The sequence below is a fragment of the Brucella tritici genome, from assembly GCF_902825325.1.
In the GTDB taxonomy this organism is placed as follows: Bacteria; Pseudomonadota; Alphaproteobacteria; order Rhizobiales; family Rhizobiaceae; genus Brucella.
The window spans coordinates 16,105-41,637 of record NZ_CADEAR010000010.1; the positions used below are offsets into that span (position 1 = coordinate 16,105).

The following is a 25,533-nucleotide window of genomic DNA, read 5'->3' on the forward strand; positions in this document are numbered from 1 at the left end:
ATGTCGGCCGTCACCTCACAGGATACATCCGCCGCGCCCAAGGGGCAGCGCGATCTGACCCCGCTTTTTCTGGTTGGGCCGTCGACGCTTTTGTTCTTTGCGCTGGTGCTGCTGCCGCTCGGCCTTACTGTGCTGCTCTCATTCAACAGCTACAGCTATGACAAGGGCATCGAGAACGTCTACTCGCTTGCCAATTATATCCAGGTTCTGAAAGACCCCTATTACCTCTCGATCTTTTGGCGCACGCTGAAGCTGGCACTGATCACAACCGTCATCACGGTGCTGGTCGGAGTACCGGAAGCCTATATTCTGTCCAATATGCGCAAGCCATGGCGCTCGATCTTCCTGCTGGTCATCATCGGGCCGCTTCTGGTTTCGGTCGTGGTCCGTACATTCGGCTGGAGCATGTTGCTGGGTCGCAATGGCCTTGTGAACAGCGCACTCGACCTGGTCGGCCTGCCGACCACGCAAATCCTTTACAGCGAAACGGCCATCGTCATCGGTCTGGTGCATATCATGCTGCCATTCATGGTGATCCCGGTCTGGACTGTGCTGCAGAAACTCGATCCGTCGGTCGAAGCCGCAGCGCTGACGCTCGGTGCTTCACGCCTGACAGCGCTTCGCCGCGTGGTATTTCCGCAGGCAGTCCTTGGCATCCTGTCGGGCAGCCTCATCGTGTTTGCGCTTTCGGCCAGCTCCTTTGCCATTCCGGGCCTGCTTGGCGGACGTCGTCTCAAGATGGCGGCAACCGTGGTCTATGACGAATTCCTGATCGAGCTGAACTGGCCGCTGGGTGCTGCCATCGCCATCATCGTTCTGGTCGCCAATCTCGTCATCATGATTGCCTATAATCGTCTGCTCGAAGGGCAGGCCAAGAAGAAGCTGGGATAAAGCCATGGTCAAGAACGGTCCTTTTGCCCTTTTCTTCCACACGCTGATCGTCATCTTCATGCTGGCGCCGATGGTTGTGGTGTGTCTGGTGGCTTTCACGCCGGAAAACACCTTGACCATGCCGTGGAGCGGCCCAAATGCGGGTCTGTCGCTGCGCTGGTTCACCGCTGTGTTCGCCCACAACGATTTCATGACCTCGTTCTATAACAGCGTGCAGCTTGCCTTCTTCTCGGCAACGATTTCGACGCTTCTGGCCGTGCCGTCGGGGCTGGCGATTGCGCAGTATAATTTCCGTGGTCGTGATGCGCTGAACGCGCTTTTCCTGTCGCCGCTCATCATTCCGCATCTGGTTCTGGGTGTGGCGTTCCTGCGCCTGTTCTCGCTGATGGGCTTCACGGGCTCTTTCGTCTGGCTGGTGGCTGCACATTCGATTGTCGTCACGCCCTATGCGCTGCGCCTCATCCTCGCTTCGCTTGGCAGCATGGATCGCAATGCGGAAAACGCGGCGCGCACGCTCGGTGCGGGTGAATGGACCGTGTTCCGCCGCATCACCCTGCCATTGCTTTTGCCGGGTCTGTCGGGCGGCTGGCTGCTTGCCTTCATCAATTCGTTCGACGAACTCACCATGTCGATCTTCGTCACCTCGCCATCCACGGTCACGCTTCCGGTCCGCATGTATATGTATGCCAGCGAATCCATCGATCCGATGATGGCGGCGGTTTCGGCCCTGATGATCCTCGTCGCCACCGTGACCATGATTATCATTGATCGCATGTTCGGCCTCGACCGGCTGCTGGTGGGCAAGGGCTGAACGGGCAGACCATGACGATTCCGATTTTTCCTTCGGCGGCGCAGTTCCGCAGACGGTATCGGCTGACCGAACAGCCGATCAGCTTCTCGCTTGATGGCGTTTCTTTTGAGGGACGCCGTGGCGACACCGTGCTGACCGCCATTCTCTCCGTGCAGGGAAAGCTGCGTCATACCGAATTTACCGGGGAACCGCGTGCGGGCTTCTGCCTGATCGGCGCGTGTCAGGATTGTCATGTGATGACGGTTGAAGGCCACAAGCTTCGCGCCTGCACCACGCTTCTGGAAGACGGCATGGCGTTTGTGACGGAGCCTGCACTATGAATGCGGCGCTCAATCCGGTTATTGTCGGCGCTGGTCCTGCGGGCGTTCGCGCCGCCGAAACGCTGGTCAAGGCCGGTCTCAAGCCGATCATTCTCGATGAAGGTTTTCGTTCCGGCGGCCAGATTTATCGCCGCCCGCCGCTCGATGACGGACGCAGCTATCGCAGCCGTTATGGGTCGGAAGCGCACAAGGCCGAAGCGCTGCACAAGACCTTCGACACGTTGCGCGGCGCAATTGATTATCGCCCGGAAACGCTCGTCTGGAATATTACGCGGAGTGACGGTGATCGTCTCGATCTCCTGACCAAGGGCGAGCATAGCCAGCTGCCCTATAGCCATCTCATTCTGGCGACCGGCGCGACCGACCGGGTTTTGCCGTTCAAGGGCTGGACGAAGCCCGGTGTCTATACGCTTGGTGCGTCGCAGACGGCGCTCAAGGCACAAGGCTGCACGGTTGGCGAACGCGTGGTGTTCATGGGGTCGGGGCCGCTGCTCTATCTGGTGGCCTGGCAATATCATCATGCCGGTGCCAAGGTTGCGGCGGTGCTGGATACGGCGCCTTTCGCTTCAAAATTCCATCTGGCGCATCTGGCGCTTTATGCGCCGCGCATTGTGGCGCTCGGCGCTTATTATGGCCTGCGTCTCAAGCTTGGTGGCGTGCCGATCCATTATAATGTGCGTCCGGATGAGGTTTTGGGCGAGGGCCATGTCGAAGCCATTCGCTATCGCACTGGCAAGCGTGTTCGCGAGGCTCAGTGCGATGCGCTGGCCTATGGTTTTGCGCTGCGCCCTGAAACCCAGCTTGCCGATCTCGCCGGTTGCGAATTCCGCTTTGAAGAACGTGACCGTGCATGGCTTCCTGCGGCAGACAGGCTTGGCCGTTCAAGCCGCGAAGGTGTTTATGTGGCGGGTGACGGTGCAGGCATTGCCGGTGCGGATGCTGCGGAAATTCGAGGGTCATTGGCCGCGATTGCCTTGCTGCGCGACAGGGGCCTGCCGTTTGACCAAGACACGGAACGCCGCCTTCTCGCAAAACTCGATCATATCTATCGCGAGCGCCTGATCGTCGAAAAAGCTTTCCCGTTCCCGCGCGACTGGTTCGACACGATTGCTGGCGATGTCACGCTTTGCCGTTGCGAAGAAATCGCGGTGCGTGATGCCAAGGCAGTTATAAGCCAAGGCGATACACGTGAGATCAACCGGCTCAAGGCGTTGACCCGCGTAGGCATGGGTCGTTGCCAGGGGCGCATGTGTACCGCTGCCGCCGCAGAACTTCTGGCCTCGATGCAGGACAAGACGCCTGCCGAAGCAGGGCGCATCCGCGCTCAGGCACCGGTCAAGCCGATCCCGCTCGGCTTTGGCGCTCCGTTCAAGGAAGGCGCTTCGTCATGACAAGACATCTTCAGGCGGATGCGGTGATTATTGGCGGCGGGATTGTTGGCGGATCGGCTGCGCTTTTCATGCGTCAGGCCGGATTGTCGGTCATCCTGCTCGACAAGGGCTTTTGCGGAGCACAGGCAAGCGGCGTCAATTACGGCGGCGTTCGCAGGCAGGGTCGCGCGCCAGAACAGCTGCCGCTGGCACAGCGTTCGCATGAATTATGGGCGCGTCTGCCGGAACTGATCGGCATCGATGGAGAATATATCCGCAGTGGACATTTGAAACTTGCCCGCACGGAAGCGCATTTCGCCAAGCTTGAAGCCTATGCTGCCCTGGTGCAACCGCTCGGGCTCGATGTCGAGCTGATCGGCGGCAACGCGGTGCGGGAACGCTTCCCATGGCTTCCGGGCGATGTCGCGGGTGCCTCGCTTTGTGCGGAAGATGGCAATGCCAATCCGCGTCTGGTTTCGCCTGCTTTTGCCCGCGCCGCACTGGCTGCGGGTGCCACCGTACTGGAAAACACGCCGGTCATCGAAGCGCGTGAAACCGGCGACGGTTTTGCCATTCTGGCCGGTGATGGCGTCGAAATCCGTTCGCGTCTGCTGTTCAATTGCGCCGGTGCCTGGTCGGATCAGTTTGCGGCCTCGTTCGGCGAGCCGGTGCCGCTCCAGCGCATCTATCCGTCGATGGTTGTGACCGAGCCGATGCCGTTCCGCCTGCCCATGAGCCTTGGCGAAGAAGGCGGCGGATTCTATGGCCGCCAGGTCACGCGCGGCAATTATGTGATGGGTGGCGGGCGCGGCACGCCGCTTGAAAACCCGGATTTTTCGCGGCCTTCGGTCAATGCGGCTTCCTCGGTGATGCTGCGTGCAATCGAACTGTTTCCGCATCTCCAACATGCACAGGTGATCCGCTTCTGGTCAGGAACAGAAGCTGAGATGCCGGATGATAATCCGGTAATCGGGCCAAGCAGCCGTGTCAAAAATCTTTATCACGCCTTCGGATTCTGCGGTGCCGGTTTTCAGACCGGTCCGGCTGTTGGCGCCATTCTTTGCGATCTTGCCGTGCGTGGCGAGACGGAAACGCCGATCGACGCCTTCCGCATCGACCGGTTCGATATGAACTCAAACCACAAAGGGGAGTAGCATGAAATACATCACCAAAACCGCTCTATTGGCGCTCGGTCTGTCGGCAGCTTTTGCTTCCGCCGCATCGGCTGAAACCAAGACGCTCTATATCGGCATGAATGGCGGCAACATGGAGAAGGCCTATACCGAGCACGTCCTGCCGGAATTCGAAAAGGCCAACGACGTCAAGGTCGTTGTCGTGCCGGGCACTTCGGCAGATATTCTGGCCAAGGCAACCGCGCAGAAAGACAATCCGCAGATGCATGTCATGCTGCTCGACGACGGTGTCATGGTGCGCGCGATCAATGGCGGCCTGTGCCAGAAAATCTCTGACGATCCGGTTCTGGCCGACATTCAGCCGGCCGCACGTCTCAAGGATGACATGGCCATCGGTGTCGATATGGGCATGACCGGTATTGCCTATAACAAGAAGCTTTTCGACGAAAAGGGTTGGGCTGCTCCGACCTCGTGGATGGACTTTGCCGACGAAAAATATGCGAACGCCGTTGTGTTCCAGTCGGCTTCCGCCTCGACTTTCGGTCTCCATGCCTTCCTGATGTTCAACCGCATTCAAGGTGGTGACGACAAGAACCTTGAGCCGGGCTTCGAGAAGTTCCCCGACATGATCGGCAAGAACGTTCTGGAGTTCATCCCGTCTTCGGCCAAGATTTCGGAAATGGTCCAGACCGGCGAAGCTGCGATCTTCCCACTGACCCCAACCGGTGTAAACAACCTGAAGGACAAGGGCATTCCGGTGGAATATGCGCAGCCGAAGGAAGGTTCCGTCGTTCTCGCCGTGACCGAATGCGTGCTGGCAGGCAACAGTGAACCGGAACTGAGCCAGAAGCTCGCTCACTATCTGCTTTCCGCCGATGCGCAGAGCAAGGCGCTCGACCATGGCAACGTTATCCCGTCGAACCAGAAGGCAAAGGCCGGTTCGCCGGATGCGCAGGCCAAGCTCGACGCTTTCAACGGTTACATGAAGACCGCCAACACGCTCGACTGGGATGCAGTCAATGAAGGTCGCCAGCAGCTCAACAGCCGCTGGAACCGCACCATCGAAAAGTAAGATCGGCGACCCGTTCTGAAAAAAGCCCGCCTTGGGAAACCGGGGCGGGCTTTTTGCCGGAAAGCCGCTTACGCATCGTCCGCTGATATTGTAGCTTGCCCGCAAATCATCCGGGCAAATCGATGGATCGGGGCAAGCGTGAAAAAAGCGGCAGCATTCGCATTCCTTGGGATTCTGGTGGCGGCACCTGCACTTGCAGAAGACAACTGGAAACCCGTCGAGGAAATAAAGACCTACGCAATTGCCGGGAAAACCGGTCCCGAACTTTATGAATCCATCGGTGAGCGTGGCCCGAAGATCGGCGGTGGCAAAACCCGCGTCATCGCCCATACCAGCTATGTTTTAACCTGGGACCGGCAGTTCGACCGTTCCAACAATGCCTGCACGATCCTGTCGGCCACGCCGAAGCTGAAGATCACCTATACGCTGCCGAAGCCCTCGCAGAAACTTGCCTCCCCGGTGAAGGAACATTGGGAGACTTTCTTCGAAGGCATCCGCAAGCACGAGCTTGTGCATGGCGACCATGCCAAGGACATGACACGCGAGATCGTGCGCCGGACTGTTGGCCTGTCGGTTCCAAACGACCCGAAATGCCAGAAAATCCGCAAGGTGCTGATCAAGGAAATCACCGATATGGTGGACGTCCAGCGTGCTCAGGGCCGCGCCTTCGACAGGATAGAGATGGGCAATGGCGGCAATGTCCAGCAGCTCATTCTGGCGCTGGTGAACGGCGGCTGATTTTCTCCAATAGCCTGCGCTCAGTACAGAAATCTGCTATTTTGAACCAGATGGAACATTCCTGACATTCATGGAATGAAAGCCTTTCATGCGCCTGTTTGAACAGAAGCGATTGACTTCCTAACCAGTTAGTACATTTTAAAGGAATGGCGCAGCCGACCGATGCGATTCAGTTCTGAAGTGGGATGGACTGAGGAGGATTGGATTGCAGCTCGCGATGAGGCAAAGCGGGGAGCCGGAATGGTTTTCTGACGCACCTTTCATTGCGATGGTCGGCCCGGAATCGGTCAAGGACTGTGGGGAAAGCGAAGTTTCACCTCGGATGCACGGCGCATCCTGCCGGTGATGCCGCGTCGCTTTCACCCGAAACCCGAAAAGGGGCAGCAGTCTGCAAGCGATGCGTCTGGATGAGGCCTGGAGGAGGCCTGGAGGAGGAACGTGAAAGCTTTAGTCGATTTTTATTTTACCGCGGCACGGTTCGCCATTGCCTGCCTTCTTGGCTGCATGGTCGTGCTTGTGTTCGGCAATGTGGTACTGCGCTACGCCTTCAATCAGGGCATAACTGTTTCAGAAGAACTGTCGCGCATCTTCTTTATCTGGCTCACCTTTCTTGGCGCGGTGGTCGCCATGCGCGACCATGCGCATCTGGGCGTGGATTCTCTGGTGCGCCGCCTGTCGCCCGCAGGCGCGCGCATCGCGCTGGTCGCTGGCCATATCATGATGTTTGGCGCGACATGGCTCGTTCTTTCGGGAAGCTGGACGCAGACGCTTATCAATATTCCGACGCTGGCTCCGGCGACGGGTATGTCGATGGGCTGGTTTTACGGCGCAGGACTGGCCTTTGCCGTCCCTGCACTCCTGATCATCGCGTGGAACGGTTTCGGTATCGCAACCGGGCGAATCGACGTCGCCAAAACGCATTTCGTGACGGACAGCGAGGAGCATGTCACGCCCGTCTCGACCGATGAAGACCGTAAATAGGGGCACCGATCATGACTTTGCTCATTTTTCTTGCCGCTCTTCTGGTTCCAATGGCGCTTGGCGTCCCGGTTGCCTTTGCGCTCATCATCAGTGGTGCGGCACTGATGATGTATATGGATTTGTTCGACGCCCAGATCGTGGCGCAGAACGTGCTGAACGGTGCCGACAGTTTTCCGCTGATGGCCGTTCCCTTTTTCCTGCTTGCCGGGGAAATCATGAATGCGGGCGGCCTGTCGCGTCGCATCGTCAATCTGGCGCTGGTCATGGTGGGGCATGTGCGCGGCGGTCTCGGTTTCGTCGCGATCTTTGCGGCCTGTGTGATTGCAAGCCTTTCGGGTTCGGCGGTCGCCGATGCGGCGGCGCTCGGCGCATTGCTGTTTCCGATGATGCGCAATGCCGGACACGAGCCGGGCCGTGCTGCCGGGCTGATCGCCTCCGCATCGATCATCGCCCCGATCATCCCGCCATCCATCGGTTTCATCCTGTTTGGCGTGGTCGGCGGCGTTTCGATCACCAAGCTGTTTCTGGCAGGTATTTTTCCCGGCCTGATGATTGCCGTCGCGCTGTGCGTGACATGGTTCATCCTTGCGCGTCGCGAACAGTTCCAACTGCCGAAGAAGGCCGAACCCGGTGCACGGATGCGGGCTTTCCTCGACAGTATCTGGGCCTTGATGCTGCCGGTCATTATCATTGTCGGCCTTCGCTTCGGTGTGTTCACGCCAACGGAAGCGGGCGTGGTTGCCGCCGTCTATTCGCTGTTCGTGGCAACCGTGATCTATCGGGAATTACCGCTTTCGCGGCTCTATCCGGCCATGGTGGACGCGGCGAAGACAACGGCTGTGGTGATGTTCCTCGTTGCGAGCGCCAGCGTTTCGGCCTGGATGATTACGGTTGCCGATGTGCCGGGTGAACTGGCTGAACTGGTGCGTCCTTTGATGGATAACCAGACGCTGCTGCTGCTTGCCATCATGCTCATGGTTGTTCTTGTCGGCATGGCAATGGACATGACCCCGACAATCCTGATCCTGACGCCGGTGTTGATGCCGATCATCAAGGAGGCGGGAATCGATCCGGTCTATTTCGGCGTGCTGTTCATCATCAACAATTCCATCGGCCTCATCACCCCGCCCGTCGGCACGGTGCTGAATGTGGTGTGCGGCGTCGCGCGCCTGCCGTTCGAAAAAGTGATGACGGGCGTGATGCCGTTCCTGATCGCGCAGCTGGTGGTGCTTTTCCTGATGGTGCTGTTCCCGCAATTGGTGACGGTGCCAATGGGCTGGTTCCATTAAATTGGAGCATGTCTCCCGAAAGTGGAAACCGGTTTCGGGATCGAGACATGCGTAAAGACAAAGACAGAATTTTTGAGTGGGAGGAAGACATGAAGAAAATATTGAAGACGATGGCGCTGGGAATGGTGCTGCCCCTGGCCCTGATGACCACCACGGCCATGGCTGAAATCCGTTCGCAGACGATCAAGTTTGCTGCCGCCAACAGCAAGGGCCACCCGCAGGTCACAGGCATGGAGAAATTTGCCGAGCTGGTGAAGGAAAAGAGCGGCGGGCAGATCAATGTGAAACTGTTCCCCGGCGGTGTTCTGGGCAGCGACCCGCAGACGCTTTCCGGCTTGCAGGGCGGCGTCGTGGAAATGACGGTGATGAATGCGGGCATCCTGTCCAGCACCGTCAAGGCATTCGAAGCGGTCGATCTGCCGTTCCTGTTCAATAGCGGCGAGGAAGCCGACAAGGTCATGGATGGGCCTTTCGGCACCAATCTGATGAAGCGCCTGCCCGATACGGGGCTGGTAGGGCTTGCCTATTGGGAGCTCGGCTTCCGCAATCTGACCAATAATCGCCATCCGGTTGCGAAACTGGAGGATATTGCCGGGCTGAAGATCCGCACCTTGCAATCGCCGGTTCCCGTTGCCCTGTTCAATGCGCTCGGTGCCAATGCGGTGCCGCTGCCCTATACCGAACTTTATACGGCGCTTGAAACCGGCACGGTCGACGGGCAGGAAAATCCCAACGCCAACATTATCAATGCCAAATTTTATGAAGTGCAGAAATATCTGACGCTGACCCGCCACCAGTACAATCCGCAGATCGTCATGATCAGCAAAAAGTTCTGGGACCGCCTCAACGACGAGGAAAAGGCAGTGATCGAACAGGCAGCCGTCGAGGCGCGCGACTATCAGCGCAAGGTTTCGCGTGAGCAGGACGCGACGGCGCTAGACGAGATCAAGAAGACCGGAATGCAGGTTACTGAACTGACGCCGGAAGAAACCGCGCGCCTGCGCGATGCGGTAAAGCCGATCATCGAAAAGTTTACTGCCGAAATCGGTGCGGAAACGGTCGATGAACTCTTTGCCGAATTGAAGAAGGTGCGCGGCGGGAATTAAGCCGGTATGGCTCTATATCCGGGCCGATACGAAACAAGATGGTTCCGGGCAGGTCTGCCCGGTTCTGAGCGGAAAACTCCGGTCTGGCCGGAGACAGGAGCGTGACATGAAGACTTCGATAGCAACCGTCTCCATAAGTGGCGATCTCCAGCAGAAACTGGGGGCCATCGCCAAGGCCGGTTTCGACGGGGTGGAGATTTTCGAGAACGATTTTCTCACCTTTGACGAAAGCCCGCGTCAGGTGGGCCAGATGGTGCGCGACCTTGGCCTGGAGATCACGCTTTTCCAGCCATTCCGTGATTTTGAAGGTATGCCGGAGCCTTTGCGCAGCCGCACTTTCGATCGGGCGGAACGCAAGTTCGACCTCATGCAGGAGCTGGGCACCGATCTCGTTCTGGTCTGTTCCAACGTGTCGCCAGCCGCCATTGGCGGTATCGACCGCGCCGCGGACGATTTTCGCGAGCTTGGCGAAAGGGCGGCGCGGCGCAATCTGCGCGTCGGTTATGAAGCGCTCGCCTGGGGACGCAATATCAGCGACCACCGCGATGCGTGGGAGATCGTGCGCCGTGCCGATCATCCCAATGTCGGCCTCATCCTCGACAGTTTTCATACGCTGGCACGCAAGATCGACGTGAATTCGATCCGCTCCATTCCAAAGGACAAGCTTTTCATCATCCAGATGGCCGATGCGCCGCTGATCGACATGGATCTGCTTTACTGGAGCCGCCATTATCGCAACATGCCGGGCGAGGGCGACCTGCCGGTGCTGGATTTCATGCGCGCGGTGGCTGCGACCGGCTATGACGGCTATTTCTCGCTTGAAATCTTCAACGACCAGTTCCGTGGCGGATCGCCGGCCACCATCGCCGCCGACGGACGCCGTTCGCTGGTCTATCTTGGCGATCAGGTTCGCCGGGTCGAGCCGGACAACAAGCTGACGGTTGCCGCCATGCCGCCCCGCGCAAAGGTGCATCGCGTCGGCTTTGTCGAGTTTGCTACCCATGCCGATGATGCCGAAAGGCTGGTTTCCGCCGTTGGTGCACTGGGCTTCAAGCTTGCAGGCAAGCATCACACGAAAGATGTGGCGCTCTACCGGCAGGGCGACATCAACCTCGTCATCAATACGGATACGCGCGGCTTTGCCAGCTCGGCCTATGCCGTTCATGGCACTGCTGCCTATGCCATGGGGCTGGTCGTTGACGATGCGGCTGAAGCCCATGCCCGCGCGCTTGCCATGGGCGCGGAAAGTTTTGAGCAACCGCTCGATCCGGGTGAAATCGGTATGCCTGCCATTCGTGGCGTTGGCGGCGGGCTGGTCTATTTCCTCGATGAGAAGACCGATCTCGGCCGTATCTTCGATATCGAGTTCGAGCCGGTTGCAGGCAATGAAACGGGTGTCAGTGTCGGCCTCACCCATATCGATCACGTTGCCCAGACGATGAAGTTCGATGAGCTTCTGACCTGGCTGCTCTTTTATACCTCGCTCACGGAATCGCGGAAGTCGCCCATGGTCGATATCGTCGATCCGGGCGGTGTCGTGCGCAGTCAGGTGGTGGAAAACGACGAGGGAACGCTGCGCATCACGCTCAACGGCGCGGAAAACCGCCGCACGCTGGCTGGTCGCTTCATTGCTGAAACCTTCGGGTCGGGCATCCAGCATTTGGCTTTTGCGACGGACGATATCTCTGCGACGGCTGCGGCCTTGCGCGACAACGGCTTCCACACGCTGGAAATCTCACCGAATTATTATGACGATCTGGAAGCGCGTCTCGGTCTCGATCCAGAATTCACCGACCGGCTCAAGGCCGCAAACGTGCTTTATGATCGCGACGAGAGCGGGGAATATTTCCAGCTTTATAGCCCCACCGACGATCAGGGCTTCTTTTTCGAAGTCGTGCAAAGGCGAGGCTACAAGGGATATGGGGCAGCCAATGCGATCTTCCGCATTGCGGCGCTGCGACGCTACATGCGCCCGGCGGGCATGCCGAAAAGTGCTGCTGCACTCTGAACGCTGAAGGGGAGGACTATGGCAAAGGCACTCGCCAAGGCGCAGCCGCGCAAGAACGATCCCGACGCAACGCGCGAGAACATTCTCGATATTGCGGCGCGGGAGTTCGTGGCATCGGGGTTTTCCGGCGCGCGCGTGGATGAAATCGCGGCGCAGACCCGCACGTCCAAGCGCATGATCTACTATTATTTCGGTAGCAAGGACGGGCTGTATCTCGCCGTGCTGGAACGGGCCTACGGCAAGATACGCACGCTTGAAAGCTCGCTGTCTCTTGACGATCAGGACCCGGAATCCGCCATGCGCAGCCTGGTGGAAAGCACTTTCGACCATGACGATGCCAATCCGGATTTCGTGCGGCTCGTTGCGGTGGAAAATATTCACCGTGCCGAACATATGGAGCGCTCCGATGTTCTGTCGCGCCAGAATGTAACCATTCTGGAAACGATCGAGAAAATCCTTGAGCGCGGTCGTGAACAGGGCGTCTTTCAACGGCGCATTTCTGCGCTGGACCTCCATATGCTGATTAGCGCGCAGTGCTTTTTTCGTGTGTCCAACAGACATACGTTCGGCGCGATCTTCGGCACCGACCTGATGGCGTCCGACGTGAAGGCGCGGCATCGCCGCCTGATCAGCGACACGATCATCGCCCTTTTGAAAAGCCCTGAATAACGAGGGTCGGCGTGGTCCGATCCTGCGGAGAATAAGAATTGAGAAGTGAAGTGACCAAGCGTCGTGTGCATGTGGGTCTGATCGGCGCAAATATTCAGCGTTCGCTCTCGCCTGCTATGCATATGCGGGAAGGTGAGGCCGCAGGGCTGGCCTATCGCTACGATATTATCGACATCGCCGAAAACGGACGTTCGGCACGTGATCTGCCGGTACTTGTCGAGGATGCCGAAGCTGCGGGATTTGCCGGGCTCAATATCACGCATCCCTGCAAGCAGGCTGCGGTGGCGCTGGTCGATGAACTTTCGCCCCATGCCTTGGCCCTGCAATCGATCAACACGGTGGTGTTTTCCGATGGCAGGCGCATCGGTCACAACACCGACTGGTGGGGCTATGCGGAAGGGTTTCGCCGAGGTCTGCCGGGCGCATCATTGGAACGTGTCGTGCTGCTTGGGGCAGGCGGGGCAGGTGTCGCCGTTGCCTATGCGCTGGCGGAAATGGGCGCGCGCGAGGTCCATATCTTCGACCTCGATGCCGCAAAGGTCGACGCGGTAATCGGCAAGCTTGTCTCGGTGCAGCCGCAATGCAGTTTCATTGCCGGGGCTGATCTGGCGGAAACACTGGCAGGCGCGTCCGGGCTGGTCCATGCAACGCCGACGGGAATGGATGCGCATCCGGGTCTGCCGCTTGCGCCTCAACTGGTGCAGCCGCACCTCTGGGTTTCCGACATTGTTTATTTCCCTCTACAGACAGCGCTGGTACAACTTGCCAGGGAGCGCGGATGCCGCGTGCTCGACGGGGGTGGTATGGCCGTGTTTCAGGCGGTCGGCGCTTTTGAGCTTTTCAGTGGCATCAAGGCTGCCCCCGACCGGATGCTTGCCCATTTTGCGCAATTGCAGGCAAGGGTTTAAACCGGTTTTCAGCCTGTCATTTCAAAAGGTGCGTTGGTCTCCGGCGCACCTTTTTCTATTCCGAAGCTTCGGGAATTGATGACGCGTCGCTTTCAGATCGTTTATTAAAAATATTCGGATTGTTGACAATATTTCGGTTGCGTGTTTAGCTCAATATATTCTTTCCCCGCCAAATGAGGGAAAGATAAAGCTAAGTAAGGGGAACTAAAATGATCAATAGACGCGCAGTTGTTAAGACTGCGGCGCTAGGCGCCGTTTCTATATTTGCGCTCATGTCCGCATCGGCCTCCCAGGCTGCGGACAAGGAGCTGAAGATCGGTTTCGTCGGTGTCACCAGCGGTCCTGCGGCGGCCTGGGGCACATCCAATGTCCGTTCGATGCAGGTTCGTGCTGATTGGCTCAACGAGCAGGGCGGCGTGAAGATCGGCGATGATATCTACAAGATCAAAATCGTCACCTTCGATGACCAGAAAGACCCGAAGCGCGCCATCGCCGGTATGGAAAAGATGGCGCAGGAAGGCGTCCATTATGTGGTTGGCCCGAATGTCGATGACGGTGCCGCCGCTGTTCGCCCTGTCGCGGAAGCCAAGGGCATCATCTATTTTCCTTATTCCTTCCCGAAGGAACTCTATACGCCGCCAGCATCCAACGCTGTTCTTGGCATGATCGCCAATTACCAGTCCGGCCCGGCGATTTATAAGTATCTGAAGGAAAACAAGGGCATCAAGACGGTTGCCTTCGTGGCTGCCAATGAATCCGATCCCCTGAGCCAGCGCGATAGCGGTATTGAAGCCGCCAAGGCGCTCGGTCTCGAAGTCGTCTCGACCAATGATGCCTATCAGAACGATACGCGTGACTTCACGCCGGTCCTGACGCCGATCGTCATGCAGAAGCCGGACCTGCTGGTTCTCTCGGGCGTTGCGCCTGGTAATGCGCCGCTGCTCATCCGCGCTGCGCGTGAGCTTGGCTATCAGGGTTTCATTTCCACCGAAACCGCACAGGATGCCAAGGTTCTGGAAGAAGGCGCGGGCGAACTCGCCAATGGCTTCATCTCGGTTGGCGGCGCTTCCACGCCGGAAATCGCATCCGACGCGATGAAGGAATTCGTCGACCGCTATACCAAGGCTTACGGCGAGTATAATGACGAGTCCAACACCAAGGTCTATGCGCTTGAATATATCGTGGAAACGCTGAAGGCCAATCCGGCGGCGGTCGATAATGTCGAGGAATTCAAGAAGACCATGGACACGTTCTCCGCGCCCAATCCTTTCGTCAAGGGTGATGGCGACGGTTCCAAGCTGACTTACGTTGGCACCTCGTCTTTCACGCAGAAGCGGCAGATCGGCATTCCGATGGTCGTGACGGAATACAAGGACGGCAAGTTCGAAACGCTTTTCGTCGGTCAGGTCGATTAACAAATCGACCTGAACAACCCGAAGCAGAAGAGGGGGTACTTCTGCTTCGGGCCTCCCAATCGTCATGAACTGTCACGGAGTTTTGGGCCTGTTGAAAGCGGGTCCGATGCTTCGCACGAGGGAGTCTGCCTCCATGGAACAAGTAATAGCCAATGGGCTATATCTGGGTGCGCAATATGCATTGATCGCGTTGGGTCTGACGCTGATCTTCGCACTCATGAACGTCCTCAATTTCGCCCACGGCCAGATGTATGTGCTGGGCGGTTTCGTCACCTATACGGTTTACGGGCAACTCGGCCTGCCGTTTGTTGTCGCTCTTCTGGCCTCCGCCATCACATTGATGATCGTCGGCGCGCTGATCGAAAAATTTCTTTTCCGGCCGGTCATCAAGCGCAGTCTGCGTGATGAAAGCACGATGCTGCTTGCCGCCGCCGTCGCCTTTTTCCTCGACGCGGTAATCCTGCTTCTGTTCGGTGAAAAGCAGCGCGGCGTGCCGAAGATCGTCAACGGCGTCTTCGTGTCCGACTGGCTGATTATGCCCTATGACCGCATTCTGATCGGTGTGCTTGCCGTGGTTTTCATCGCAGCTTTCGTTCTTTTCATGCAATACACAAAACCAGGTCGTGCCATGCGCGCGCTCGCCCAGGACCGCGTGGCCGCGCAGTTGATGGGCGTGAATGTCGACCGTTATTCCATGATAGGCTTCGCGCTGGGAGCAATGCTTGCGGGTCTGGTCGGTGGATTGCTGGTCGCCATTACCGGCGTCAATTCCGGCATTGGCGGCGCGATTTCCATCAAGGCTTTCATGATGGTGATGATTGGCGGTGCAGGCGTCGTCAGCGGCGCGATTGCCGGTGGCTTCATCCTCGGCATGATGGAATCCGTCGGCCTGACGGTACTGCGCTCCTATGGCGATATCACCTATCTCGTCATCTTCGCCGCGTTGATGGTGTTCCTGAGCATCCGTCCGAACGGACTCATGGGCAAACCGTGGGGTTGAGGGGGCAATCATGACAAAGACAACAAAGCTTATCGGCGTTGCTGCATTTCTGGCCCTGATCTTCATCGGTATTCCGGTCCTGATCGAGGCAACCGGACGACACGACCTCTACTACACGCTGACTTCTGTGGCGCTTCTCTCCATCGTCAGCGGCGGGGTATGGCTCACCTTCTATATCGGTCGCATCAATATCGGTCAGGGCGCCTATGCCCTCATGGGTGGGTATGTCTCAGCAATTCTGATGGTGAAATATGGCGTCTCCTTCTGGCTGACGCTGCCGCTTGCCGGGCTGTTCTGCGCTTTCGCCAGCATCCTGATAGGCCTGCCCATCCTGCGGCTTCGTGGCGTCTATTTCGCCATGGTCACGCTGGTTCTGACGGAAGTTGCCCGCCTTCTGGCAATGGCGCTGCCTATTACCAATGGTGCCAAGGGCATGGTCAGCATCCCGATGCCGGGCGGCATATCGCTGTTCGGCCTGACCATCCTGCCGGATTTCGCAACCTTGCAGAACCCACGCGCAGCCTTCTATTTCGTCTCCATCGTGCTGATGGTGCTGTGCTTTGCCGGACTTTATCGCCTCATCAATTCGCGCATCGGCGGTCTTTGCCAGTCGTTGCAACAGAATGAGGAGCTTGCTTCGTCGATTGGCGTCAACATCACCAATCTGCGTGTGCTGGCCTATGCGATCTCGTCGTTTCTCGGCGGACTTGGCGGCGCGATGTTCGTTGCGATCTCGCAGTCGATCTACCCGTCGAGCTTCACCGTCACGGACTCGGTCAATTTCATGCTCAACTGCTTCCTGGGCGGACTTGGCTATGTGTTCGGCCCGATCATCGGAACCTTCGTTCTCTATTTCGGCTGGGACTTCCTGTTCCAGACCGGCAAGTTCCAGCTGCTCATCTTCTCGAGTGTTCTCATCATCCTGATGCTGTTCCTGCCCAATGGCATTCTCAGCCTCAGACTGACCGGAAAGAAGGGAGCGGGATCATGAGCAATCTTCTGGAAGTCAAGAACCTGACCAAACGTTTCGGCGGTCTGGTGGCGGTCAACGATGTCTCCTTCTCGGTGCGTGAAAAGGAAATCCTGTCGGTCATCGGGCCGAACGGCGCGGGCAAGTCCACGCTGTTCAAGCTGATCGCCTCATTCCTCAATCCCACGACTGGCGAGGTCCGCTTCAAGGGCGAGCGCATATCGGGTCTGGCGCCGCATATCGTGGCACGAAAGGGCGTGGTGCGCACCTTTCAGGAAACCACGATCTTCAAGGGCATGACGGTGCGCGACAACGTGATCGTCGGTCACCATCTGCGCGCCAAGGCGAGTTTTCTCGGTTGTTATGTGGGTTCAAGCCTTGCCCGTCGGGATCAGGAAGAATTCGGGCGTTCCGCCGATGAAATCCTGCAGTTTCTGGGCCTGTGGAAGCAGCGGGATGAAGTTGCGCAGAATCTGCCACACGGCCATCTCCGGGCGCTTGGCATTGCCATTGGTCTGGCGACGGAACCGAAGATCCTGCTTCTGGACGAACCCTTTGCCGGGATGAACCACGACGAAACCGTCAAGGCGGTGGAAATGGTGCGCGCGGTCCGTGACCGGGGTGTCACGGTGCTGTTGGTGGAACACGACATGCCGGCAGTGATGAATATTTCCGACCGGATCGTCGTCATCAATTTCGGGCAGAAGATCGCGGAAGGAACGCCGAAGCAAATCCAGGAGAACGAGAAGGTGATCGAAGCCTATCTCGGCGCAGAAGACGAAACGATTGGATACTGACCATGGCAGAGCTTCTCAAAGTTTCCGATGCCGAACTCTATTACGATCACGTCTATGCGCTGAAAGGTGTTTCCCTGAGCGTTCAGGAAGGGGAGACGGTTGCGCTGATCGGCGCCAATGGTGCAGGAAAATCTTCGATCCTGCGGGCAATCACAGGACTGAAAAAGATCCGCAAGGGTGAGATCCACTATGAGGGTCGCAGGATCGATGGCACCCGGTCAGATGAGATCGTCAGGATGGGGATTGCCATGGTGCCGGAAGGCCGTCGCGTCTTTCCCTATATGAGCGTGCGCGACAATCTCATGATGGGAGCGTTCACCCGCTCAAGCAAGGCGGACATTGCCAACACGCTGGAGATGGTTCTGGGGCGGTTTCCGCGCCTGAAGGAGCGCTATTCGCAGGCCGCGGGCACGATGAGCGGCGGCGAGCAGCAGATGCTGGTCATCGGGCGCGCGCTCATGGCCAAGCCGAAGCTCCTGCTGCTGGACGAGCCGTCTCTCGGGGTCGCGCCCAAGCTGGTGCAGGACATCGCCCGCTCTATCGTTGCCATCAATCGCGACGAAAAGGTCAGCGTTCTTCTGGTCGAGCAGAATTCGCGCATGGCGCTTCGCATCTCGCAGCGCGCCTATGCACTGACGACCGGCAAGATCGTCCTGTCCGGCAATTCGGCAGAACTGGCGACAGACGATCGGGTCAAGAAACTCTATCTGGGCGGCGAGATTTGACGCCAGTGTCCGGTGAATGATTAGGCAGAGTGTCCGAAAGACGCTCTGGACCATCCAGAACGAAAACAAATATTTCGATGGTTCGAGGAAAATGGAAATACTTGTCATCAACCCCAATACAACTGCATCGATGACGCACAAGATCGGCGAGGCCGCGCGCAGCGTGGCAGGTGCCGGCACGACAATCATCGCAAGCAATCCCGCCGACGGTCCGCCGAGTATCGAAGGATATTTCGATGAGGTTTTTGCCATTCCCGGTATGATCGGGGAAATGCAGAAGCGCCCGACCGCCGACGCCTGCGTCATTGCCTGTTTCGACGATACCGGCCTTGACGCTGCACGCTGTGCCGGAACCATGCCGGTGATCGGTATCGGAGAGGCGGCCTTTCACATGGCAAGCCTGATTGCCGGAAAGTTCAGCGTTGTCACCACATTGTCGCGTTCGGTGCCGGCCATCGAGCATAACCTCTCCCGCTATGGCCTCATATCACGCTGCGCCCGTGTTAGGGCCAGCGATGTGGCCGTGTTGGACCTCGAAATTCCGGGATCGGACGCACGTAACAAGGTGTCGAACGAGATCGCGAAGGCGATCCGGGAAGACCATGCCGAAGCCATCGTGCTTGGTTGTGCGGGCATGGCCGACCTTGCCGCTTCCCTTTCAAGGGAGCACGGATTGCCGGTCATCGACGGCGTCACCTGTGCGGTGAAGCTGTGCGAAAGCCTTGTAGGGCTCGGCTTGCGGACGTCCAAACTGGGAGGTTATCAGCCACCGCGAATGAAGGGCTTTCAAGGTATTTTTGAACCCTTTTCGCCCCGAAACTGACTATTCACGCGAGTATTGGGCAGAAAAACTGATGTTCGGGTGATTTCAATCGGGTTTGTACATCAGAATTCGCGACATTGTTGACACTCGCGGGACCTGTGTTCGATATGTAAGAGAATAAATAGCGGATTTGCGGATGCTGTATCGCCTGATCGCATTCACCCTTTGAACAACTTATATTGGATGACGATGAACCTGGCTGCGACCAACACGACAGACCAAAACGGCGGAAATGCGCGCTGGCTTCCGGTCTATAATGGCTTGCGCGAAGCGGTTGTAAGCCATCGTCTGCTTCCGGGCACCAAGCTGCCGGAGGACGAGCTGGCGACGATCTATTCCGTCAGCCGCGCCTTCGTGCGCTCTGCCCTGCAGGCGCTGGCCCATGACAGGCTTGTGCGGTTGGAGCCCAATCGCGGTGCCTTTGTGGCCGAGCCGTCACGCGAGGAAGCGCGCGAAGTGTTCGAGGCGCGGTTGCTGATCGAGCCGCAGGTGGCGGCTCTTGCAGCGAAGGTCATCAAGCTCGAGCAGGTCAAGCAACTGCGCCAGCATCTCCACGACGAGCATGCGGCGCTTCATGCCGGGCGTGACAGCGAGGCGATCATGCTGTCGGCGCTTTTTCACACGCATCTGGCCGAGATTTCGGGGCACTCGATCCTGGCGGGTTTCGTCGGCGATCTGCTGCCGCGTTCCTCGCTCATCATTTCGCTCTATTGGGAACGGCGCGAGACGACCTGCCAGAGCGACGCGCATCATGCGCTGGTCGATGCCATCGAAGAGCACAGAGCCGACGATGCCGCAGCCTTGATGAAGACCCATATTCTCGATCTTCTGGCGGGGCTCAATCTTGAGCGCGTCGAAAAAGAACAGAAACGCCTCTCGGATATTCTACGTTAGAGTGCATCCGGCAGGCGTGGAAAGTGTGCCATCACGCCGTCGAGGGAGACCCATTCGTGCTTCGATTGCTCGAACACAGACAGGGTGGGCGGGGCAAAAGCCGGATCGGCAAAGGAACCGACCGCTACGCCGATCACGGATGGAGCAGCTTCGGGCAGCCAATAAACGGTTGAGCCGCAACTTGGACAGAAATGCATCCGGACCTTGCGACCGCTCTCGGCTGTCCGCACGAATTCTGCCGATGTGCCTGAAATTTCAACACAGTCTATCGAATAAAAAGCATTCGCACTGAAAGGCGAGCCCGTCCTTCGCTGGCAGGCGAAGCAATGGCACAGGGCCGTCAATTGTGGTGGCTCATGAGGCGTTACCGTCAGTTTTCCGCATGCGCATTGAGCATAGGTCATGGATTTCTCCTGCAAGGTGAGATCGCATCGTCTGAAATGGAATTGTGATATTGCCCAAATGGCCAGAGTGGGCCGGAAGGAGCTGGCGAGGGCTTCGGGTTCGGCTGCAATTCTGGCAGCATCTGAACCGAATACTGCGCATTATCATCTCTCTGCACTCTATCCGCAAGCTCGGCTGGATAGAATTTCTCCCGCTTGCTTTTGCGCAAGATATTGCGGACGTTGTTGTCGGACTCCCATTCGGGAGAACACATGGGAGGAAAGATATGCAGCATTACAGGCAGCATTACAGACTGAAATCGCTTTCCCTTGCCGCTGTCATTGCCGTTGCGGGCCATCTGCCTTCGGCCTACGCGGCATCACCAGCGCCAGCAGAAGGCCAGAATGGCATGGTGGTTACGGCCCAGCATCTTGCCTCGCAGGTCGGTATCGATGTGCTGAAGAACGGCGGCAATGCCGTCGATGCGGCTGTCGCCGTCGGCTACGCGCTGGCGGTTGTCTATCCGACGGCCGGTAATCTCGGCGGGGGCGGCTTCATGACGATCCGCTTCAAGGACGGAAAGAGCACTTTTCTTGATTTTCGCGAGCGCGCGCCGCTCGCCGCCACCAAGACCATGTATCTGGACAAGGATGGAAAACCCGTCGAAGGCGCCAGTACTGAAACCTATCTCGCCATTGGCGTGCCAGGCACGGTGGCTGGCCTTGAGGAAGCACGCGAAAAATATGGCACCCGCAAGCGCGAGGAGTTGATCGACCCGGCACTGAAACTTGCCAAGGACGGCTTCACGCTGGAGCTGGGCGATATTCTCTCCTTTGCTGATGGCAATGAAAGACTGGCGAAAGACCCGGCAGCGGCGAAAATCTTCCTGAAAGACGGCAAGCCGCTTGGCTTGGGCGAGAAGCTTGTTCAGCCGGATCTGGCGAAATCGCTTTCGGCCATTTCGGAAAAGGGCACGTCGGCTTTCTACCAGGGCGATATTGCCGATCTGATCGTCAAATCGAGCAAGGAAAATGGCGGCATTCTTGCCAAGGCCGATTTCGAGCAATACAAGGTCCGTGAGCTGGAACCGGTCAAGTGCAGCTATCGCGGCTATGACATCGTCTCATCGCCGCCGCCTTCTTCCGGTGGACTGATCATCTGCGAAATCCTGAACGTGCTTGAGGGCTATCCGATTTCCTATCTGGGCTACGGCTCGGCAGAAACCACGCGTTTGATGGTGGAAGCGATGCGCCACGCCTATGTGGATCGCAACACGGCGTTGGGCGACCCTGATTTCGTCGACAATCCAATCGAGAAGCTCACCAGCAAGGCCTATGCCGCAGAAATCCGCAGTCGTATCGATCCTTATCGCGCCGGTGTCAGCGAGGCGCTGAAACCGGCCGAATTCAAGGAGTCCAACGAAACCACGCATTATTCCATCGTGGACAAGGACGGCAATGCGGTCGCCGTGACCTATACGCTGAATGGATCGTTCGGCACGGCCAAAGTGGCCGAAGGCACCGGCATTCTCCTCAACAACGAGATGGACGACTTCACCATCAAGCCGGGCGTGGCCAATCTCTACGGTCTCATACAAGGCGAAGCAAATGCCATCGAACCGCGCAAGTCACCGCTGTCCTCGATGAGTCCGACCATTGTGTCGAAGGATGGCAAGCCATTCATGGTCATCGGCAGTCCCGGCGGTTCGCGCATCATCACGATCACGCTTGAGGCAATCATGAATGTGATCGATCACGGTATGGACATTCAGGAAGCGATTGACGCCCCGCGCATCCATCACCAGTGGCTGCCCGACCGGGTCTATACGGAAGCGAACGCGCTTTCGCCGGATACGATCCGGTTGCTCACCGGCATGGGCTATACGGTTGGAGAAGACGCTGACTGGCCGGTCTGGGGTGAGGCGGCAGGCATTCTTGTCGGCGGCAAGGATATGGCAGCCATCGAAAAGGGCGGCGACAACCGCTATTATGGCGCCATAGACAGCCGTGCCGTCGCTGGTGCTGCAATAGGGTACTAAAACTGAACCACTTCGGCGGTAGCTGAGGGCATAGAAGCGAGGAGACGAGATGACGTCACGTCTCCTCGCTATTGAGGCTGATCAACCAGCGCTTCTGTCGGTTATCCGTGCAGTCTTCAATATTTCGATCACCATTTCCGATGCCTTGTTGAGCGAACCGACCGGCAGAAACTCGTAAATCGAGTGGAAGTTATGCGCGCCGCAGAACAGGTTGGGGCACGGCAGACCTTTTTCGGACAGCACCGCACCGTCATAACCGCCACGCATCGGCAGCGGTGTCGGTGTCACGCCTATTGCCTTCATGGCCTGAAGGGCAAGCACGACCGGGTAGCGATTTTCGCCCTGCAGGCTTTCGGCGGCGTTCCTATAGACAGCCTTGTAGTCTACATGAACTGTGCCGTCGCCATGGAGCTGGTTGAAACTTGCGGCGAGGTTCTCGATGAACGCACGACGTGTTTCGTAACCGTCCTTCGTGAAATCCCGGATATCGATAATGAGGCTTGTCTCGGCAACGGTCCCCTGAATGCCCTTGGCCCAATAATAGCCTTCAGTGCCTTCCGTATATTCCGGGCGTTCGCCGCCCGGCATCATTGCAATGAATTGCTGAGCATAGAGAATGGCATTGCGCAATTTGCCCTTGGCCGACATCGGATGGGCTGGCTGGCCCTTGAAGGTGAGGCGGAATTCACCGGCGTTCCAGTTCTCATACACGATCTCGCCAACCGCACAGCAATCGAGCGTATAGGCGAAATCGGCTTTCAGTGACGCGACGTCGAGCGCCTTGGCTCCAAGCAACCCGATTTCCTCATCGGGAACAAAGACCACCTTGACTGTGCCGTGCTCGATTTCGGGGTGAGTAGTCAGGACCTGCATGGCATGCATGATCTCGGCGATGGCGGACTTGTTATCGGCGCCGAGCAGGCTGGTGCCGTCCGTCACGATGATCCTGTCTCCGACATAACGTTCCAGCTCGGGAAATTCGGCTAGTCGCATGACGGCGCCAGTCGCTTCATTGAGCAGGATATCCCCACCCTGATAATCGACCACATGGGCGCGGGTGTCGGTTGTATATTCGCTGGACGTATCGAGATGGGCGACCCATGCAATCGTCGGGAACTGCTGATCGGCATTCGAAACATTGGCAGGCAATGTGCCAACAACGATCGAGTGGTCACGCTCTTCGACTTCCATGCCCATGGCGCGCATTTCGCTGGCGAGCAACTTTGCGAGATCGGTTTGCCCTTCGCTCGACGGGAGTTTGCCTGCATTCGGCACAGCGGTTGTGTTGATGCGGGTATAGGCTAGAAAGCGGTCTACGATATCCATCTTGTTTTCTCGGCTAGAGCATTTCCAGCAAAAGTGCGAAGCGGTTTTGCGTCGGATAATGCGTAAAAACAAATAGATAGAGCATTTTCAGCAATTCGCTTAAATTGAAAATGCTCTATTGGTCAACTTGGCTCGGATTTCATCTGAGCACGAAAGAAGAATAGCGGGCGTTTAGGCCCGCCACCCGGAATTTATCGCCAGTTATCAAACTGGCGCAGGAAAAGACTTATTCCTCGATGTCGACGTCTTCGAAAAGATAGCCGCCAAAGGGATCGATGCGGAAGTCTTTGACTTTCTTGCTGATCGGCTGTTCGACGATCTGATGGGCGATTGTCAGCCAGGGGGCCTGTTCCTTGAAGACGACCTGCGCCTGCTCATAGAGCTTGGTGCGTTCTGCCTGATCGGTCGTCAGCTTGGCTGCCTGAATGAGCTTCTCGAAATCCTGATTGCACCAGTTTGCGCGGTTTGCGCTGCCGATGGCCTGACAGCTCAGAAGGGCTGCAAGGAAATTGTCGGGATCGGCGATGCCACCGGTCCAGCCAAGCATGACGGCGCCGTCGCGATCCTTTTCCAGCGAACGCTTGAGATATTCACCCCAGTCATAGGTGACGATTTCCGCCGTTACGCCCACCTTGGCGAAGTCGGACTGCATAAGTTCGGCTGCGCGGCGCGCGTTCGGCATATAGGGCCGCTGCACGGGCATCGCCCAGATTTTCATCTTCAGGTCTTTGACGCCCGCTTCATCAAGCAGCTTGCGCGACTGTTCGGGGTCATAAGGATCATCCTTGACGTTCTTGTTGTAGCCCCAGACACTCGGCGGCAGCGGATTGACCGAAACGACTGCCGAGCCGAGATAGACCGCATCGATGATCGCGGCCTTGTTGACCGCCATGTTCAGCGCCTTGCGGACACGTACGTCGTCAAACGGCTTCTGTTGGGTGTTATAGGCAAGGAAGGACAGATTCAAACCTTCCTTGTGCAGCATTTCAACAGCCGGGTCCTTCTTCATCTCCGCAATATCGGCAGGGTTGGGAGCGGCGATGACATGGCACTCGCCCGACTTCAGCTTCTGGTAGCGCACTGCCGCATCCGGTGTGATCGCAAAGATGAGATTGTCGATCTTCTGCTTGCCTGCCCAGTAGTCGGGATTGGCCTGATAGCGGATGGCGCTATCCTTCTGATAGGCGACAAACTGATAAGGGCCGGTTCCGACTGGCTGCTGGCTGAACTCCGTAATACGGCCTTCCGCGACAAGCTTGTCGGCATATTCCTTGGACTGAATGACGGCGAATGTCAGCGACAGTGTCGAGATAAAGGTCGCTTCGGGATGCGCCAGCACAAACTTGACCGTGTGATCGTCAATCTTTTCGATTTTCTCGATCAGCGAAGGGAAGGAATAGGCCCCGAATTGCGGCCATGCGCCCTGATTGTAGTAGGGATTGTCCTTGTTCCCCTGACGGTCGAACGTGAAGATCACATCGTCCGCATTGAATTCACGCGTCGGAGTGAAAAAACTTGTGGTGTGAAACTTCACGCCCTTTCGCAGATGAAACGTGTATTCCTTGCCGTCGGCAGAAACGTCCCAGCTTTCCGCAAGGCCGGGTTCCAGCTCCGTCGAGCCGCGCTTGATCTTGATAAGTCCATTGGAAACATTGCGCGCCGACGCGTCATATACGGCGCCAGATGTCGTCTGCGCTGCATCGAACATTTCAGGAGATGCCTCGGAGCAATAGATCAATGTCTTCGCAAAGACCTGTCCAACTGCCGTGCTGTTGAGCGCAGCCGCGACCAGCGCGGCTGAAAATAGTTTTCCGTAAGTATTCATGAGGCTGCATTCCCTTGCTGGCGACGCGACCGACCTTCGG

General features: G+C 57.6%; 24 protein-coding genes. 21 read left to right on the forward strand and 3 right to left on the reverse strand.

Translation table 11 applies throughout. The features are described from left to right. The 20 genes from HWX93_RS15210 (at position 1) to HWX93_RS15305 (ending at position 19,920) form a co-directional block, all read left to right on the forward strand. Positions 1 to 891, forward strand: a complete 891-nt coding sequence (locus HWX93_RS15210; RefSeq protein ID WP_176037837.1) for an ABC transporter permease — start codon at positions 1 to 3, stop codon at positions 889 to 891. 4 nt (positions 892 to 895) lie between these two features. Continuing rightward, complete coding sequence (locus HWX93_RS15215; RefSeq protein WP_109988236.1) at positions 896 to 1,702, forward strand: ABC transporter permease; 807 nt, start codon at positions 896 to 898, stop codon at positions 1,700 to 1,702. An 11-nt stretch (positions 1,703 to 1,713) separates the two neighbouring features. Next, on the forward strand, positions 1,714 to 2,022 hold the full coding sequence (locus HWX93_RS15220; RefSeq protein ID WP_176037838.1) for a (2Fe-2S)-binding protein: 309 nt from the start codon (positions 1,714 to 1,716) through the stop codon (positions 2,020 to 2,022). Then, positions 2,019 to 3,413: an NAD(P)/FAD-dependent oxidoreductase gene (locus tag HWX93_RS15225; protein ID WP_176037839.1), complete on the forward strand. Its 1,395-nt coding sequence runs from the start codon at positions 2,019 to 2,021 to the stop codon at positions 3,411 to 3,413. Before HWX93_RS15220 ends, HWX93_RS15225 begins: the two co-directional genes overlap by 4 nt. Then, a complete protein-coding gene (locus HWX93_RS15230; RefSeq protein WP_176037840.1) occupies positions 3,410 to 4,546 on the forward strand; it encodes an NAD(P)/FAD-dependent oxidoreductase in 1,137 nt (378 codons plus the stop codon). Before HWX93_RS15225 ends, HWX93_RS15230 begins: the two co-directional genes overlap by 4 nt. Position 4,547: 1 nt before the next feature. Continuing rightward, the gene (locus HWX93_RS15235; RefSeq protein ID WP_109988240.1) at positions 4,548 to 5,597 is read left to right on the forward strand and encodes an ABC transporter substrate-binding protein; all 1,050 of its coding nucleotides are present in this window, start codon (positions 4,548 to 4,550) and stop codon (positions 5,595 to 5,597) included. A 138-nt stretch (positions 5,598 to 5,735) separates the two neighbouring features. After that, positions 5,736 to 6,335 (forward strand): DUF922 domain-containing Zn-dependent protease, encoded by a 600-nt coding sequence (locus HWX93_RS15240; RefSeq protein WP_109988241.1) that lies wholly within the window; start codon positions 5,736 to 5,738, stop codon positions 6,333 to 6,335. Positions 6,336 to 6,773: 438 nt separating this feature from the next. Continuing rightward, on the forward strand, positions 6,774 to 7,316 hold the full coding sequence (locus HWX93_RS15245; protein ID WP_176037841.1) for a TRAP transporter small permease: 543 nt from the start codon (positions 6,774 to 6,776) through the stop codon (positions 7,314 to 7,316). 11 nt (positions 7,317 to 7,327) lie between these two features. Next, the gene (locus tag HWX93_RS15250) at positions 7,328 to 8,605 is read left to right on the forward strand and encodes a TRAP transporter large permease subunit (protein WP_176037842.1); all 1,278 of its coding nucleotides are present in this window, start codon (positions 7,328 to 7,330) and stop codon (positions 8,603 to 8,605) included. An 89-nt stretch (positions 8,606 to 8,694) separates the two neighbouring features. Continuing rightward, entirely contained in the window at positions 8,695 to 9,711 is a 1,017-nt protein-coding gene (locus HWX93_RS15255; protein ID WP_176037843.1) for a TRAP transporter substrate-binding protein, read from the forward strand. Between the two features lie 106 nt (positions 9,712 to 9,817). Beyond that, positions 9,818 to 11,719 carry a bifunctional sugar phosphate isomerase/epimerase/4-hydroxyphenylpyruvate dioxygenase family protein gene (locus HWX93_RS15260; protein ID WP_176037844.1) on the forward strand — a complete coding sequence of 634 codons (1,902 nt, stop codon included), beginning with the start codon at positions 9,818 to 9,820 and terminating at the stop codon, positions 11,717 to 11,719. 18 nt (positions 11,720 to 11,737) lie between these two features. Further along, positions 11,738 to 12,388: a TetR/AcrR family transcriptional regulator gene (locus HWX93_RS15265; protein ID WP_151557472.1), complete on the forward strand. Its 651-nt coding sequence runs from the start codon at positions 11,738 to 11,740 to the stop codon at positions 12,386 to 12,388. Between the two features lie 50 nt (positions 12,389 to 12,438). Next, entirely contained in the window at positions 12,439 to 13,296 is an 858-nt protein-coding gene (locus tag HWX93_RS15270) for a shikimate dehydrogenase (RefSeq protein WP_419190990.1), read from the forward strand. Positions 13,297 to 13,505: 209 nt separating this feature from the next. Next, positions 13,506 to 14,711, forward strand: a complete 1,206-nt coding sequence (locus HWX93_RS15275; protein ID WP_176037846.1) for an ABC transporter substrate-binding protein — start codon at positions 13,506 to 13,508, stop codon at positions 14,709 to 14,711. A gap of 133 nt (positions 14,712 to 14,844) precedes the next feature. After that, positions 14,845 to 15,711: a branched-chain amino acid ABC transporter permease gene (locus tag HWX93_RS15280; protein ID WP_109988326.1), complete on the forward strand. Its 867-nt coding sequence runs from the start codon at positions 14,845 to 14,847 to the stop codon at positions 15,709 to 15,711. 10 nt (positions 15,712 to 15,721) lie between these two features. Next, the gene (locus HWX93_RS15285) at positions 15,722 to 16,702 is read left to right on the forward strand and encodes a branched-chain amino acid ABC transporter permease (protein ID WP_176037847.1); all 981 of its coding nucleotides are present in this window, start codon (positions 15,722 to 15,724) and stop codon (positions 16,700 to 16,702) included. Continuing rightward, positions 16,699 to 17,478: an ABC transporter ATP-binding protein gene (locus HWX93_RS15290; protein ID WP_176037848.1), complete on the forward strand. Its 780-nt coding sequence runs from the start codon at positions 16,699 to 16,701 to the stop codon at positions 17,476 to 17,478. The genes HWX93_RS15285 and HWX93_RS15290 overlap by 4 nt, the downstream gene beginning before the upstream one ends. Before the next feature lie 2 nt (positions 17,479 to 17,480). Continuing rightward, positions 17,481 to 18,203 (forward strand): ABC transporter ATP-binding protein, encoded by a 723-nt coding sequence (locus HWX93_RS15295; protein ID WP_176037849.1) that lies wholly within the window; start codon positions 17,481 to 17,483, stop codon positions 18,201 to 18,203. Between the two features lie 91 nt (positions 18,204 to 18,294). Then, on the forward strand, positions 18,295 to 19,026 hold the full coding sequence (locus tag HWX93_RS15300) for an aspartate/glutamate racemase family protein (protein WP_109988327.1): 732 nt from the start codon (positions 18,295 to 18,297) through the stop codon (positions 19,024 to 19,026). Positions 19,027 to 19,215: 189 nt separating this feature from the next. After that, positions 19,216 to 19,920 (forward strand): GntR family transcriptional regulator, encoded by a 705-nt coding sequence (locus HWX93_RS15305; RefSeq protein WP_176037943.1) that lies wholly within the window; start codon positions 19,216 to 19,218, stop codon positions 19,918 to 19,920. On the opposite strand, the gene HWX93_RS15310 is transcribed toward HWX93_RS15305, so the two are convergent. Next, positions 19,917 to 20,324, reverse strand: a complete 408-nt coding sequence (locus HWX93_RS15310; protein ID WP_176037850.1) for a GFA family protein — start codon at positions 20,322 to 20,324, stop codon at positions 19,917 to 19,919. The two genes, HWX93_RS15305 and HWX93_RS15310, sit on opposite strands and share 4 nt — an antisense overlap. Before the next feature lie 266 nt (positions 20,325 to 20,590). Between HWX93_RS15310 and ggt the strand changes: the two genes are divergently transcribed. Then, the gene (gene ggt, locus HWX93_RS15315) at positions 20,591 to 22,342 is read left to right on the forward strand and encodes a gamma-glutamyltransferase (protein ID WP_176037851.1); all 1,752 of its coding nucleotides are present in this window, start codon (positions 20,591 to 20,593) and stop codon (positions 22,340 to 22,342) included. An 81-nt stretch (positions 22,343 to 22,423) separates the two neighbouring features. Here ggt and pepT read toward each other — a convergent pair whose 3' ends face one another. Both pepT and HWX93_RS15325 read right to left on the reverse strand, forming a co-directional pair. Continuing rightward, positions 22,424 to 23,668 carry a peptidase T gene (pepT, locus tag HWX93_RS15320; protein ID WP_176037852.1) on the reverse strand — a complete coding sequence of 415 codons (1,245 nt, stop codon included), beginning with the start codon at positions 23,666 to 23,668 and terminating at the stop codon, positions 22,424 to 22,426. Between the two features lie 226 nt (positions 23,669 to 23,894). Continuing rightward, positions 23,895 to 25,493 (reverse strand): ABC transporter substrate-binding protein, encoded by a 1,599-nt coding sequence (locus HWX93_RS15325; RefSeq protein ID WP_109988254.1) that lies wholly within the window; start codon positions 25,491 to 25,493, stop codon positions 23,895 to 23,897. Positions 25,494 to 25,533 lie beyond the last annotated feature (40 nt).

What these genes read in the sequence shown, in the direction of transcription:
- HWX93_RS15210 (WP_176037837.1), top strand. Translation starts at nt 1, where the DNA reads ATGTCGGCCGTCACCTCACAGGATACATCCGCCGCGCCCAAGGGGCAG.
- HWX93_RS15215 (WP_109988236.1), top strand. Translation starts at nt 896, where the DNA reads ATGGTCAAGAACGGTCCTTTTGCCCTTTTCTTCCACACGCTGATCGTC.
- HWX93_RS15220 (WP_176037838.1), top strand. Translation starts at nt 1,714, where the DNA reads ATGACGATTCCGATTTTTCCTTCGGCGGCGCAGTTCCGCAGACGGTAT.
- HWX93_RS15225 (WP_176037839.1), top strand. Translation starts at nt 2,019, where the DNA reads ATGAATGCGGCGCTCAATCCGGTTATTGTCGGCGCTGGTCCTGCGGGC.
- HWX93_RS15230 (WP_176037840.1), top strand. Translation starts at nt 3,410, where the DNA reads ATGACAAGACATCTTCAGGCGGATGCGGTGATTATTGGCGGCGGGATT.
- HWX93_RS15235 (WP_109988240.1), top strand. Translation starts at nt 4,548, where the DNA reads ATGAAATACATCACCAAAACCGCTCTATTGGCGCTCGGTCTGTCGGCA.
- HWX93_RS15250 (WP_176037842.1), top strand. Translation starts at nt 7,328, where the DNA reads ATGACTTTGCTCATTTTTCTTGCCGCTCTTCTGGTTCCAATGGCGCTT.
- HWX93_RS15255 (WP_176037843.1), top strand. Translation starts at nt 8,695, where the DNA reads ATGAAGAAAATATTGAAGACGATGGCGCTGGGAATGGTGCTGCCCCTG.
- HWX93_RS15260 (WP_176037844.1), top strand. Translation starts at nt 9,818, where the DNA reads ATGAAGACTTCGATAGCAACCGTCTCCATAAGTGGCGATCTCCAGCAG.
- HWX93_RS15265 (WP_151557472.1), top strand. Translation starts at nt 11,738, where the DNA reads ATGGCAAAGGCACTCGCCAAGGCGCAGCCGCGCAAGAACGATCCCGAC.
- HWX93_RS15275 (WP_176037846.1), top strand. Translation starts at nt 13,506, where the DNA reads ATGATCAATAGACGCGCAGTTGTTAAGACTGCGGCGCTAGGCGCCGTT.
- HWX93_RS15280 (WP_109988326.1), top strand. Translation starts at nt 14,845, where the DNA reads ATGGAACAAGTAATAGCCAATGGGCTATATCTGGGTGCGCAATATGCA.
- HWX93_RS15285 (WP_176037847.1), top strand. Translation starts at nt 15,722, where the DNA reads ATGACAAAGACAACAAAGCTTATCGGCGTTGCTGCATTTCTGGCCCTG.
- HWX93_RS15290 (WP_176037848.1), top strand. Translation starts at nt 16,699, where the DNA reads ATGAGCAATCTTCTGGAAGTCAAGAACCTGACCAAACGTTTCGGCGGT.
- HWX93_RS15295 (WP_176037849.1), top strand. Translation starts at nt 17,481, where the DNA reads ATGGCAGAGCTTCTCAAAGTTTCCGATGCCGAACTCTATTACGATCAC.
- HWX93_RS15300 (WP_109988327.1), top strand. Translation starts at nt 18,295, where the DNA reads ATGGAAATACTTGTCATCAACCCCAATACAACTGCATCGATGACGCAC.
- HWX93_RS15305 (WP_176037943.1), top strand. Translation starts at nt 19,216, where the DNA reads ATGAACCTGGCTGCGACCAACACGACAGACCAAAACGGCGGAAATGCG.
- HWX93_RS15310 (WP_176037850.1), bottom strand. Translation starts at nt 20,324, where the DNA reads ATGACCTATGCTCAATGCGCATGCGGAAAACTGACGGTAACGCCTCAT.
- ggt (WP_176037851.1), top strand. Translation starts at nt 20,591, where the DNA reads ATGCAGCATTACAGGCAGCATTACAGACTGAAATCGCTTTCCCTTGCC.
- pepT (WP_176037852.1), bottom strand. Translation starts at nt 23,668, where the DNA reads ATGGATATCGTAGACCGCTTTCTAGCCTATACCCGCATCAACACAACC.
- HWX93_RS15325 (WP_109988254.1), bottom strand. Translation starts at nt 25,493, where the DNA reads ATGAATACTTACGGAAAACTATTTTCAGCCGCGCTGGTCGCGGCTGCG.